The sequence below is a fragment of the Mucilaginibacter boryungensis genome (assembly GCF_015221995.1).
Classification (GTDB): domain Bacteria; phylum Bacteroidota; class Bacteroidia; order Sphingobacteriales; family Sphingobacteriaceae; genus Mucilaginibacter; species Mucilaginibacter boryungensis.
The window spans coordinates 2,812,742-2,825,417 of record NZ_JADFFM010000001.1; the positions used below are offsets into that span (position 1 = coordinate 2,812,742).

A 12,676-nucleotide genomic window follows, 5' to 3' on the forward strand; every position below is an offset into this window, starting at 1 on the left:
CTTTATATTTCCTTTTCCAAATTAATGAATGTACTGATGGATAGCATAGGAAGTAGAAGCCTCACCCTGCCCTCTCCTTTGGAGAGGATTTAGGTGAGGCTCCTGTGATAAACCTTTCGTTACCGTCCTAAAACCCGGCATCGGAATCGCCGGTTGCTACTGCCCCTGCCAAAGCACAACCCATACACAGGTGATTGCGCCAGCCGGCCAATTTCTTTTTGGTACTTTTTCTTTTTTGGCAAAAGAAAAAGTACATCCACTGGCTTTAATTATCTGATTTACCTGTGCTGATGAAATACTAAAGAACGACTTAGCATACCGGGGATAGTTCGCTCCGCTCACTATGACGCGGTGTATTTACCCACCCATCGCATAAACCACAATATTCACCCCAAACTTGGTGTTATCTTCAGCAAGGAAACGCTTGTTGCGGAAATCGTAATCCCATTCGCAGCCATAGTCTTTATTGCTGTATAGCACGCCAATACGGCCTTTTATTTCTATGGCCTTCAGGTAGTCGTGCACCAGGTCGTCGCCCCAACCGTTTAGTTCAAAAGTGGTATTGGGCGGACCTTTTTCAAACTTAAAAAAAGCGTTATAGATGTTGTGATTGTTAGGGATCTTCTTCAGCGCGGCAGGACCAAATAAGGCCGCCATCTGCGCTTCGAACGATTTGGCGAACAGGCCGTCAATATCATGGTTGCAATCATCTACAAACACAAAGCCGCCGTTCTCTACATACTTTTTAAAGTTGGCGCGCTCCTGGGCATCAAACTGCACCAGTTTATGCCCGCTCAGGTAAAAGAAAGGGTAATTAAAAATATCGCTGCTGCTTAGGGGCACAACCTTCTCCTTCGCGTCAAACGATATGGTAGTATATTCTAATAACGAGTTGAGGATATTCGACGGCATCCTTTGATCGGTATCCCAATCGCCGGAATGGTAGCTTAAACGGGCAAAAGTAAATTTCGGACTAACAGCCATGTTTGTTAAAACTCTAAAATTAGTATAAAATTTTATGCGGAAATCACTTTTCATTATTGGCGTTGTAATTTTTACGATACCTGCTTAAGTTTTTTACAATAACAGCCCTTTATTGTGTAAAAACAGCGCTATATTGTGCTATCTAACAATAAATGGCTTGTAAGCTTTAATTCATTTAAGCCTGCGTGCATAAAAATTAACTATGACTGCCGAACTGACGGAAAAAGAAATAAAATCACTGCTGGACAAACTTCCGCAATTAAAAACCGAGATACAGAAAGTAATTGTTGGGCAGGACCATATCCTGGATGAACTACTGGTAGCTTTCCTTGCCGGCGGGCATTGCCTGCTGGAGGGGGTACCCGGACTGGCTAAAACGCTGATCGTAAAAACCATGTCGCAGGCGCTGAAACTGGCTTTCAGGCGCATACAGTTTACTCCTGATTTGATGCCGACGGATATAATCGGTACCGAAATTTTAGAAGAAGACCATGCTACCGGTAAGCGTTTTTTCAAGTTCAATAAAGGCCCCCTATTCGCCAATATTATTTTGGCTGATGAGATAAACCGCACACCGCCCAAAACACAGGCAGCGCTGCTGGAAGCCATGCAGGAGTTTGAAGTAACTTACGGTGGGCAAACTTACCCGCTGGACAAGCCCTTCTTTATCCTGGCTACCCAAAACCCTATTGAGCAGGCTGGGACCTATCCCCTGCCTGAAGCGCAGCTTGACCGTTTTTTGCTGTTAATTAAGATAGGCTACCCTACCGACCAGGAGGAGTTTGATATACTGAACCGCACCACAGGCACTAAAAAAGCCGATGTGCAGGCTATTATATCAGCCGAAGAGATACAGCAGGCGCAGGCATTAGTGAGACAAGTAAATATTAATGAAGATTTGGTACGATACGTCAGCCAGATCATCCGTGCTACCCGGCCTGATACCACAACCGTACCTTATATAAAGGAATGGGTACGCTGGGGTGCTGGTCCACGCGCAGGGCAGGCGCTGATATTGACGGCTAAAGCGCGGGCATTACTAAAAGGCCGCTACGCCGTGCTACCCGAAGACATCCACGCCATGGCTTACCCGGTACTGCGTCACCGCATACTGATGAACTTTAAAGCTGAAGCTGAAAATATTACTTCGGACAGGGTGACTGAGGAACTGATAAAAGTAATTGAACGGCCGAAGGCTTTATAAATGTGCAAATATGCAAGTGTGCGGATGTGCAAATTAATTTTTTGATGATCTCATCTGCACATTTGCATATCTGCACATCTGCATATAAATAGACATAAACATATGCTCGATCCCAAAGTATTAATGACCATTAAGGATTTGCCATTACTGGCAAAAACGGTTATTGATGGCTTTATGAATGGGTTTAATAAAAGCACAGTTAAAGGCCCGGGGTTGGAATTTAGCCAATACCGCAGCTACCAGCCCGGCGATGACCTACGCTGGCTGGATTGGCGCATGTTTGCCCGGTCGGACAGGTATTATATCCGCGAGTCTGAGGTAGAAACGAGTATATCTGTGCGGTTTTTAATAGATGCCAGCGCCAGCATGAACCACGAGGACAATGGCCTAAAAAAGATAGATTACGCGCGTTTTCTGGCGGCATCGCTGGCTTATCTGGCTAACCTGCAGGGCGATTCGGTTGGACTTTACACTTTCCAGGATGGCGGTTTGTTCTCGTTGGCCTCTAAACCCGATCCGCAGCATTTAAAGCGTTTATATTATCATCTGGAGGAGATTAAACCCGCGGGAAAATTTACGCAACCGGTGCATTATAAAGAGCTATTTGCAGGCAACGGCCGAAAGGAGATGCTGATATTCATTACCGATATGTATCAGCAAAACGGCGAGATCAGTAAATTACTGGATTCCTTGTCGGCCCTGAAGCACGAGGTTATTGTTTTCCAGTTGATGGGCCAAAATGAGCTTGACCTTAATTTTAAAGGTCATTCTACGCTGGAAGACCTGGAAACCGGGGAAACCATACAGATCAGCACGCAACAGGCCAAAGCTTACCAGGAAAGTTTGCAGCAGCATTTATCCGGCATCAGGATGGAATTACTGGGCAAGCATATAGTGCACCGATTAATCAGCACCGCCGAACCGTTGGATAAAGCGCTAAGGGATTTTTTGGTACAGAGGAATAAAACATAAAGAAGAGTGTCATTTCGACCAGCGGGAGAAATCTTCTAAGAGCGATAAGTAAGCGTAGAAGATTTCTCTGTCGTTCGAAATGACAATATAAAAACTTAAGACTCAGAACTCAAGACTTGATACTTACCACCCCCATATGGCTTTTCGCGCTGGCTGCTATCAGCATCCCGGTGGTGATCCATTTGTGGAATATCAGGCCGGGCAAAACGCTGAAGGTGGGCAGCATTGCGCTGTTTACGGAATCATCGCCAAAAAGCAGCCGCAGTTTTAAGTTGATGGATCTGCTGTTGCTTTTGTTAAGATGTGTTTTGTTGGGATTATTAGCATTAATACTTGCAACACCCTTTTGGCAAAAGCAGCTAACAACAAGCAAAGCCAAAGGCTGGGTATTAATTCCCGAAGGAAATTACAGTTACGTTAAACAGCATTACAAAGCCGACCTGGATTTTTACGCCAGCAAGGGGTATGAGTATCATGTGTTTAATCCGTCGTTTGCTAAACTTGATACCGCAGCTGTCGGTAAAACAAAATCAGATACCATTTCAGACGATCATCTTAACTACTGGCAGTTAGTCAATCAACTTAACAATACCGTATCACCCAATACGCCTGTCGCGCTGTTTACACCGAATAGCCTCAGCCATTTTTCAGGTGAAAAACCAGCTACATCTTTATCTCTTAATTGGCATACTTATACCCCTGCCGATTCAGTTGATACCTGGCTGGCTGGCGCCTGGTTAAAAGCCAATGGCGATATCCGCGTGGTGCAGGGTACTTCAACCCCATCCGGTACTATTTATCAATACAACGATATTAAGAATGGTGGTCAAACAGGTTCAAATTACCAAATTGGGGTTGAGCATGGCACGCCAGTAGTCAGCTTTAAAAATTCTAAAATAGCCGTAGATACCGTCACGAAGCGCATTGCCGTTTATGCAGATAAAAACGCTCTCGACGCTAATTATTTAAAAGCCGCGTTGGATGCCGTCGCGCAGTTATCACAGCGTAAAACTGTTATCAGGATATATAATCAGCCCGAGGCTATTCCCGCCGGGCAAAGCTGGTTGTTTTGGTTATCGGAAAAGCCGATTGAACAAGCCATAATTGAAAAAAACAGCAATGTATTTTGTTACCAGGGGCGCCAGGCGTTCAGCGTTAATTCGTGGATGAGCAATGCGGATAGTTATACCATAAAACAGGGGCTATCAAAAATTGCCTTGTATAAAACCACAAGCCAGTCCCCGTTTGCTGATGCCATATGGACGGATGGGTTCGGCAACGGCATCCTGAAAAAAGAATCTGGTAAAACCAATGTTTACCGTTTCTTCAGTCGCTTTAACCCTGCCTGGAACGATTTGGTATGGAGCGAGGAATTCCCTAAATGGCTAATGCAGTTGATGAATACCCAGTCGTTTAATACAATTGGGCACGATCGTCGCGCGCTAAGCGCTGATCAAATAAAACCCGCATACGTAACAGGCACAAATAAACTGATTACAACGCCCAGAACAGCGATAGACCTGTCACACTATTTATGGTTGGCGTTGATGGTAGTATTTTTCACCGAGCGCTGGCTGGCGCACAAAAACAAACAGGTATTGGCAAATGGCTGAACAAGGCGCACATAAAATAAATAGCTTAAAGCAAAGGTACATTGGCTACCAAATATTGGCCGATGTAGTTTTGTCGCTGGCTATTGCTTTGCTGTTGTTGGCCATAGCAAATTACAGGGCGGCCGTGTCACCGTGGTGGGGTTTATTGGCTTTTGTAGTGATATTAATTGTTTTATTATTTATCCATAAACCCTGGCAGATAACACCGATATCCGTAACCACATTCTTAAACCAGCATTACCCCGAACTGGAAGAAAGCGCCGAACTAAGCCTGAAGCGTGAAGGTGAGTTAAGTTTACTGCAACGCCTGCAATTAGCAAAAGTTGAATCAGCTTTAACGACTATCCCGGCTACGCCGAGGCCTTTTATTCGCAAAGCAAAGGATGCGGGGCGGATACTATTGATATCGTTAGTCATATCCGCATTTATTCCCCGCATCCGGACAACGATCTTTGCCGATCCGATACCGCCATTGTCTGAACTTAACAGCAAAGCAGAAAAGGTGCTGCCACAGATATCGGAACTGAAATTAACCATCCATCCCCCTGCGTATACCGGCAAGGCCGCGCGTGAGCAGGATAAATTTACCATCCTGGCCGAGGAAGGCTCGACCGCGCAATGGCATATCAGCACCACCATCGCGGTAAAGCAAATGAGTTTGCTGTTTAACGACCATGACCGCATCGCCCTGATACCCGGTGCCGATAAAACAAGCTGGACTGCGCAACGCAGCATTGATAAACCCGGCTTTTACCAGGTGATTATTGATGGTAAGGCATCAGACCTGTATCAAATAGAAACTATAAAAGACAACGCCCCGCAAATTCATATTAAAACACCCAAGCAATACATTTATATTGATGCGGGTGAAAAACCGCTGGTTAACCTGACTACTACCGTTACCGATGATTATGGCGTCAGTAACGCGCTAATCTATGCCACCGTGGCCAAAGGCAGCGGTGAGGGTGTAAAATTTAAAGAGTATCAAATACCGTTCGGGCAATCATTTCAAAGCCACAGTGCGCAGTACAGTTTGCAGCACTTATTCGATCTTCCTAAGTTGAATATGGAACCGGGCGATGAACTATATTTTTATATTGAAGCGCAGGATAACCACCAGCAAAAAAGCCGTACCGATGTTTATACCGTTTCCATTCAAGATACCGCGGCTTTGCTGAGTATGGATGGTATTGTGAATGGTTCGAACCTGAAACCTGAATATTTCCGCAGTCAGAGGCAGATTATTATGGATACGGAGAAACTGCTGAAAAGTCGGGATACGCTGGGTAGAGACAAATTCAACAGTATGTGCGGCGACATTGGGGCCGACCAAAAAATGCTGCGCTTGCGTTACGGTAAGTTTTTGGGCGAGGAAGAAGAATCCAATGTAGGCGGCATGGGCGAAAATGCCGAGTTATCCAAAGCCGAAAATTTCAGCAATGCGGCTATGATATTGGATGCCATGACCGACAAACACGATAACGCCGAGGACGCTACTTATTTTGAGCCGGCTATTAAAGCCCAATTAAAAGCTACCCTTACGGAAATGTGGAATGCCGAACTGCACCTGCGCATGTACAAACCCCAGGAAGCCTTACCTTTTGAATACAAGGCCCTTCGCTTGCTGAAAGACCTGCAGCAAAAATCGCGCGCTTATGTGGCTAAAACGGCTTACAAACCTACCCCGCTAAAAATGGAAAAACGCCTAAGCGGCGACCTGAGCAAGATCAACCAGCCATTAAATCAACAGGAAATAAAACCGGGTAGCGATGCTTACGAAACGCTTAAAAACGCGGTGCAATTGCTGGAACAAATAAAACTAACCCGTACCTACAGCGATGCTGATAAACACCTGTTACAACTGGCCAAACAACAATTAAGTTTAAAAGCATCAGCGCAGCCGGGCGTTTATTTAACGGCCGTAAGCGCCATGAACCGGATTATCAGCAACACGCAGCCGAACATGCAGGATATTGACCTGGTTGAACGCGCCATACAGCGCACATTACCGCAAACCGCGCAAATGCCGCAAAGCAAATCCATCGCGCCGGATATGGGCTTATCGCAACACTATTTCCAAAACTTAAAACGCAGGCAGTAATGAATTGGAATAGTGTTGTAATAATCGTCTGTATTTTAATAGCCGCTTTCGCGATCTACCGGGAATATTTGCGGGCAAACAAAGCGCATTTAGTTTGGCGTGTGGTTGCTGCTTTGGTTGCCATAGTTGCGTTAGCCTGCATTGCCCTACCCCTCACTTACAATGCCGATCCTCAAAAAACAACCGCTAACGGCAAAATATTACTTACGGAAGGTTTTGATCCTGATAGCCTGAACAGAATTGATAGCCTTTACACCTTGGATAAAAGCATCCATCAGCAATACCCTAAAGCCAAACTGCTGTATAATATAGACCAGTTATTTACGGATAGCATGCACATAGCGCCAATAAATGTTTATGGATATGGTTTAAATGAGGATGAATTGAAACAGTTATCTGGCCGACCCATTAATTTTCATAATTCGCCAATTCCGGATGGATTTACCGCTGTGGGCTGGACAGAAAAGTTAAAAGCAGGACAACAATTTACAGTACAGGGGCATTACAAAAACACCTCGGTAAAACCTTATCAATTGGTGTTAAAAGGATTAAATACTACTTTAGATTCCGTAACCATTCCCGCTAAAGCTGAACCTGCATTTACCTTGGCTACTACGCCAAAAAGCACAGGCCGGGTTATTTACCAGTTAATAGTCCTAAATGGTAAGGATACTATTAGCCATGAACAGGTGCCGGTAATTATAGATAAAACCGAACCCTTGAAAGTTCTAACCTTATCCTCATCGCCTGATTTTGAGAGTAAATTCCTACGTAATTGGCTGGGAGCTAATGGTTATGGGGTATCATCACGGGCCCTTATCACCAAAGGGAAATTCGGGCAGGAATATCTGAACATGGATAAGCCCGATCTTACCCACATTAACACCGCGTTACTCAACAAATTTGATGTTGTTATCGGCGAACTTTCTGAATTAAAAAACCTAAGTCCGGCTGAAAGTGCCGCTTTGCAGCAGGAGGTTACCCAAAAAGGATTAGGACTGATTGTGCGCGCTGATAGTTCCGATAAAAAAGCATCATGGGTACAAAGCGGGTTCCCGGTAACATATATGGCAGGTAAACAAGCGGCCCTGTCCCCCCTATTTGTGCAGGGCAAAGGGAAAACAGGTAAGTTAAATATCGACCCCGTTTATATTAACCAGCAAAGCAATACGCAATCGCTGGTTACCGATCAGGCCGGACATTTGTTGGCTGGCGTAACGCTGAACGGCGCGGGGAAAATTGTTTTCACTACCGTTAATAATACGTATAGCTGGATGCTATCGGGCAATAAAAATGATTATACAGCTATATGGTCGCTGCTGATAGATAAGGCCGCGCGCAGGCTACCAGCTATGGAAAACTGGTCGGTTATTACCTCCCCATCATCGCCCGGTCAGGCTGCGGAACTGATCGTTGAAGGCGGGGTACCTTCCGGCGGGATCGCGCTGAATAAAACAACTGTTTACCCGGCACAAAATCCGGCAATACCGTTTCAGCGGTCAATTACTTACTGGCCATCTGCTTATGGTTGGCAACAGGCTTCGCAACAAAATGGCAAACTGTATTGGTGGTATGTGTGGAAAAACAAGGATTGGCAAAGCCTTAAAGCGGCAAAAAAGATAGCGCTGACCAGTCGATATGTAAAGGCTAATTTGGCTGGCACAGCTGTAACAAAACAAATACATCAAAAAACCCGTGCCGCAGTACCAAAAATGTATTTTTATATCTTATTTTTAATCGCAGCCACTTTTTTATGGGCCGAAAGCAAATTCGTCAACTAAGAAAACTCAACTATACAAACTAACTAAAACTAAAAAACAAAAGGAGGACAACCTTGAAACGCAGAGATTTTATTTACTTATCAGGCCTTGGGGCCGGCGCTATGATGCTGCCGGACCTGTCTGCTTTTGGCAAGTCTATTAATGCCCAGGATTTACTGGCACCTATAGATGCAAAGGCAAAAAAGGCATTAGCCGATGTGGCGCTTAATGCGGCCCGTTCGGCAGGCGCCAGTTACGCCGATGTGCGCATTGGCCGTTACTTATCGCAATTTGTGGCCACCCGCGAACAGCGCGTGCAAAACGTATCCAACAGCGAGTCGTTCGGTGTGGGTATCCGTGTTATTGCCAACGGCTGCTGGGGCTTTGCCGCAACTAATGATGTTACTAAAGAAGGCATGGCCAAAACAGCTGCGCGCGCGGTTGCTGTGGCTAAAGCCAATGCCAAAATTGGCGGTAAACCAGTAGAGCTGGCGCCGCAAAAAGGCTATGGCGAGGTAAGCTGGAAGGCACCGATAGAGAAGAACGCCTTTGAAGTGCCTATCAAAGAAAAAGTAGAATTACTGTTGGCAGCTAATGCCATTGCTACCAAAGGCGGCGCTAACTTTGTTAATTCGGCCATAGCTATGATCAATGAGCAAAAGTACTTTGCTTCAACCGATGGTTCTTACATCGACCAGGATATCCACCGCATATCGCCAAATTTCCAGGTCACCCGGATAGATCCGGATACCCGTGAATTCCAGTCGCAGCCATCGTTAAGTTCGCCAATGGGCATGGGTTATGAATATCTTACCCCGTTAGCTTCTGAAAAAGTGACCGGCGTAGTGACCCGTTACAAACAACGTTACGATATGCTGGAAGATATTAAACAAGCTACAGTTAACGCCGGCGAGAAATTAAAAGCACGTTCGGTTGAACCGGGTAAATATGACCTGGTGTTAGACCCATCGCACCTGTGGTTAACCATTCACGAATCTGTAGGCCATCCTACCGAGCTTGACCGTGTACTGGGTTACGAAGCTAATTTTGCAGGCACCAGCTTTGTATCATTGGATAAACTGAATTCAAAATCGTTTAAATACGGCAGCGAACATGTAAACATCCATGCCGATAAACTGCAAAAGGGCTCGTTAGGCGCGGTTGGTTACGATGATGAAGGCGTAAAATGCGGCGAATGGGAAATTATTAAAGATGGTGTGCTGGTGAACCTGCAGGCCATCCGCGACCAGGCCAAAATGATCGGTCTAAACCAATCGCAAGGCTGCTGTTATGCTGATAGCTGGGATTCGGTACAATTTCAGCGTATGCCTAACGTATCGTTAAAGCCCGGCAAAAACCCGCTTTCGCAGGAAGATATGATCAAAAACGTGGAGAAAGGCATCTTCATTGTCAATAACGGTTCCTTCTCTATAGATCAGCAACGCTACAACTTCCAATTTGGCGGTCAGCTATTCTATGAAATTAAGAACGGAAAAATTGTCGGTCAGATAAACGATGTGGCTTACCAGGCCAATACGCGCGAATTCTGGAATTCATGTGCAGCCGTGTGCGATGAGCGCGATTACCGCTTAGGCGGCTCGTTCTCTGATGGTAAAGGCCAGCCACAACAGGTAAGCGCCGTATCGCATGGTTCGGCTACCGCGCGTTTTAATGGGGTAAATGTTATAAACACTAAAAGAAGGATCGGGTAATAAATATGGCAATGTATACTAAAGAAGAAGCACAGGCTTTATTAAAGAAAGTGCTTAGTTATTCAAAAGCCGACGAATGCGAAGTTGGTTTAAATTTTCGGATGGGCGGTAATATCCGCACGGCGCAAAACGCCGTTTCAACAGCAGGCGAAACCGATACAACTAACATATTTGTAAGTTCAACCTTTGGCAAAAAAACCGGTTCGGCAAGCATTAACGAGTTTGACGATGCATCGCTTGAAAAAGTAGTACGCCGGTCTGAAGAATTGGCGCAATTGGCGCCCGAGAACCCCGAGCACATGCCATTGTTGGGCCCGGCTACATTTAAGCCTTCGGCAACATGGAACGCGGATACCGCAGCGATGACGCCGGATACCCGTGCCGAATTAATAGCCCAAAGCATGAAGGCAACCAAAGAGGCTGGCCTGGTACAGGCGGGTTTCCTGGAAAATTCATCAGGCGGGGCGGCAGTAATGAATTCAAAGGGCTTGTTTGCCTACAATAAATCATCGGATGTTACTTTCTCTGTTACCACCCGTAATGATGCAGGTACCATCTCAGGTTACGCGGCCCGCGGTTTTACCGACATTAAAAAACTGGATACTTACGGCGCTACTAAAATTGCTACTATGAAGGCCAACGCTTCGAAAGATGCCAAAGCCATTGAGCCGGGTAAATACACCGTAATTTTAGAGCCTACCGCCGGCGCCTACATGCTGGAGAATATGTTCCGTTTTGATGCGCGCAGCGCCGAAGAAGGCCGCAGCTTTTTAAGTAAAAAAGGCGGTACCCGTTTAGGCGACCAACTGATGGATGAGAAAGTAACCATTTATTCAGACCCATTCGACCCGGACTTGCCCAGCGCTACCTGGGACAGGGATGGCCTGCCTCTGGAAAAAACTTATTGGATTGAAAAAGGTGTGGTTAAAAACCTTAGCTATTCGCGCTACTGGGCTGAAAAGAAAGGCGTTAAACCGGTACCCGGCCCAAGCAACATTATTATGCAGGGCGGCAATACCAGTCTTGAAGAGATGATTGCCAGCACCGAGCGTGGGATATTAGTATCCCGATTATGGTATATCCGTATGGTCGATCAGCAATCGTTGTTACTGACCGGGCTTACCCGCGATGGTACGTTTTATATCGAGAACGGTAAGATCAAATACCCGGTTAAAAACTTCAGGTTTAACGAAAGCCCGGTTATTATGCTGAACAACGTGGAAGCCCTGGGCAAACCCGAGCGCGCCATCAGCGTAGAAAGCTACCGCAGCTACATGATCCCGCCAATGAAAGTAAGGGACTTTACCTTCAGCTCGCTAAGCGACGCGGTTTAAGTTCTATTAAAAGCAAAAAAGCCCGAATGGGCTTTTTTGCTTTATAACCGTTTGTCATTTCGACCGGAGGGAGAAATCTTATACGATATAGGTGTGCGTGTAATTTCTACCGACCATATCAATTATTTCAAACAAACACATGTGGAACTACAATTTCTACGTTTATATACTTACTAATCCTGAAAGAAAGTTTTATATGTTGGCGTTACAAAAGATCTTAAGGTAAGAACCCAGCAACACTATGAAAACAGGGGTGATAAAAGCACATTCGCGGGCAAATTCTACTGTTATAATCTTGTTTATTATGAGCATTTCACTCACATAGAACATGCTATAGCGAGGGAAAAAGAGATTAAAAAATGGCGCAGAGAAAAGAAGGCTGCTCTGATTGAATCTGTTAATCCTGGATGGAGATTTTTAAATGAAGAGATAGATCAGTAAATTATTCTCATCATACGTATAAGATTTCTCCTCACCTCGTCTACACATCCCCTACGTGGTTCGTCGAAATGACAGGGTGATGAGTAGCGAGTATGTGAGATACACTACTTCACCTTCCATTCACCAAACGGCTTCACCGTAGCGCAATTAGGGCCGCCATCCTTTGCCTTGCCGGGTACCTGGGTTTCCAGGCATAAACTTGTATCGCTTAAAACTTGTTCAACCATATCCCAGCTAATGTCCCGCAAGGGCACCTTTAACCGGCGCGACCATTCCGAATCCAGTTGCCCGGCTATGGTACCAATATCCAGATAGATAAACTTTTCCGACACCGGCCCCTGCACAAACTTACCGACGAAACCCGGCGTCGGATCCTTCTGCTTGTCACCCTTAATTTGTATGATCATGGTAAAAGTGAGGTCGCCTGTGCCCGAGCGTTGCTTTTGTACGGTTTCAAAGTTATTGCCCGAACCTTTTTGCAATCCAAAGTCTACTCCGGCGGGTGGGTCTTGTAGTACGATACGAAGTTGTAGTTCGTTATTCATTGCGCATTTT

The 12,676-nt window shown here is 45.5% G+C and carries 9 protein-coding genes and 1 pseudogene; 8 read left to right on the forward strand and 2 right to left on the reverse strand.

What is annotated here, in order from left to right:
* Window positions 1-357 precede the first annotated feature (357 nt).
* Window positions 358-984: a DUF4159 domain-containing protein gene (locus tag IRJ18_RS11870; protein WP_194106414.1), complete on the reverse strand. Its 627-nt coding sequence runs from the start codon at window positions 982-984 to the stop codon at window positions 358-360.
* 202 nt (window positions 985-1,186) lie between these two features.
* On the opposite strand from IRJ18_RS11870, the gene IRJ18_RS11875 reads away from it, so the two are divergent.
* The 8 genes and pseudogenes from IRJ18_RS11875 to IRJ18_RS11910 form a co-directional block, all read left to right on the forward strand.
* Window positions 1,187-2,188 (forward strand): AAA family ATPase, encoded by a 1,002-nt coding sequence (locus tag IRJ18_RS11875; protein ID WP_194106415.1) that lies wholly within the window; start codon window positions 1,187-1,189, stop codon window positions 2,186-2,188.
* A gap of 102 nt (window positions 2,189-2,290) precedes the next feature.
* Window positions 2,291-3,160: a DUF58 domain-containing protein gene (locus IRJ18_RS11880; RefSeq protein ID WP_228072716.1), complete on the forward strand. Its 870-nt coding sequence runs from the start codon at window positions 2,291-2,293 to the stop codon at window positions 3,158-3,160.
* Window positions 3,161-3,276: 116 nt separating this feature from the next.
* Window positions 3,277-4,773, forward strand: a complete 1,497-nt coding sequence (locus tag IRJ18_RS11885; protein ID WP_194106416.1) for a BatA domain-containing protein — start codon at window positions 3,277-3,279, stop codon at window positions 4,771-4,773.
* Window positions 4,766-6,874, forward strand: a complete 2,109-nt coding sequence (locus tag IRJ18_RS11890) for a hypothetical protein (RefSeq protein WP_194106417.1) — start codon at window positions 4,766-4,768, stop codon at window positions 6,872-6,874. The genes IRJ18_RS11885 and IRJ18_RS11890 overlap by 8 nt, the downstream gene beginning before the upstream one ends.
* Window positions 6,874-8,655: a hypothetical protein gene (locus IRJ18_RS11895; protein ID WP_194106418.1), complete on the forward strand. Its 1,782-nt coding sequence runs from the start codon at window positions 6,874-6,876 to the stop codon at window positions 8,653-8,655. Before IRJ18_RS11890 ends, IRJ18_RS11895 begins: the two co-directional genes overlap by 1 nt.
* A gap of 53 nt (window positions 8,656-8,708) precedes the next feature.
* Window positions 8,709-10,346 (forward strand): TldD/PmbA family protein, encoded by a 1,638-nt coding sequence (locus IRJ18_RS11900; RefSeq protein ID WP_194106419.1) that lies wholly within the window; start codon window positions 8,709-8,711, stop codon window positions 10,344-10,346.
* Window positions 10,347-10,357: 11 nt separating this feature from the next.
* Window positions 10,358-11,680 carry a TldD/PmbA family protein gene (locus IRJ18_RS11905; protein ID WP_228072717.1) on the forward strand — a complete coding sequence of 441 codons (1,323 nt, stop codon included), beginning with the start codon at window positions 10,358-10,360 and terminating at the stop codon, window positions 11,678-11,680.
* Between the two features lie 246 nt (window positions 11,681-11,926).
* Window positions 11,927-12,121, forward strand: a pseudogene (locus tag IRJ18_RS11910) (GIY-YIG nuclease family protein); the annotation flags it as partial.
* A gap of 104 nt (window positions 12,122-12,225) precedes the next feature.
* On the opposite strand, the gene IRJ18_RS11915 reads toward IRJ18_RS11910, so the two are convergent.
* A complete protein-coding gene (locus IRJ18_RS11915; RefSeq protein ID WP_194106421.1) occupies window positions 12,226-12,666 on the reverse strand; it encodes a DUF5990 family protein in 441 nt (146 codons plus the stop codon).
* Between the last annotated feature and the right edge of the window lie 10 nt (window positions 12,667-12,676).